This is a genomic window from Streptomyces sp. SID5785, assembly GCF_009870065.1.
Taxonomy (GTDB): domain Bacteria; phylum Actinomycetota; class Actinomycetes; order Streptomycetales; family Streptomycetaceae; genus Streptomyces.
The window spans coordinates 1-738 of record NZ_WWIA01000191.1 but is presented as its reverse complement, the minus strand read 5'-3'; the positions used below and the strand labels follow the sequence as shown (position 1 = coordinate 738).

Annotated in this window: 1 pseudogene; it reads right to left on the bottom strand. The window is 79.1% G+C overall.

What is annotated here, in order from left to right:
• A pseudogene (locus tag GTW43_RS05775) lies at positions 1-526 on the bottom strand (condensation protein); the annotation flags it as partial.
• Positions 527-738 lie beyond the last annotated feature (212 nt).

Below are 738 nucleotides of genomic sequence, written 5' to 3'. Positions count from 1 at the left end.
CGGCGGGCCGCGTCGCGGGCGGCGGGGTGTTGTCCGGGCCGCCGTACTCCTGGGCGGCGGTGGCCAGGACCCGCAGGCAGGCCGGGCCGTCCAGTGCTGTGTGGTTGACGGTCAGGAACAGCACGGTGTCGCCCGTGCCGGGGTGCGGGACGGCCTCCAGGCGGACCGGGGGTGCGCTCGTCAGCGCCGGGGCGTGGGCCAGGGCCCTGACCCGGGCCGCCTCCAGCGCGTCCGGTCCCGGGGGCGGGACGGAGACGGGCGGTGCGTCCGGGCGGGCGGTCAGCTCCCACTCGTAGCGCCGGGCGTACCAGGGGCGGGGCGCCTCCCGCATCAGGGTCCGCGGGTGCCGGGCGAGGGCCCGGGCGAACGCGGCGCCGAGGCGGCCCGGGTCGAGCCGTCCGCTCAGGTGCACCTCGATGTGCACGGTCTCCGGTTCGTCGTCCTGCAGACAGTGCCGGGCGACCTCGTCGACCACCGGGAACGGGACGCGTCGCGCTCCGCTCAGCGCTGCCGCCGTCGTCGTCATGGGGTTCCTCCTCGGTGGGCCGGGGGTGGCGGGCCGGCTCCCGCGCCCGTGCGGCCGAGCGCGCGGTCCGTCGCTCGGGCGGGTCATCGCCCGGGGCTCCCGTCCGGGCGCCGGGACTCTCCGGGAGCGGTGGTCAGAGCGGCGAACACGGCGAGGAGGGCCAGGAGTTGGGCCGCCGCGCCGAACGGTCCCGCGCCCGCCCGCACCGGCTC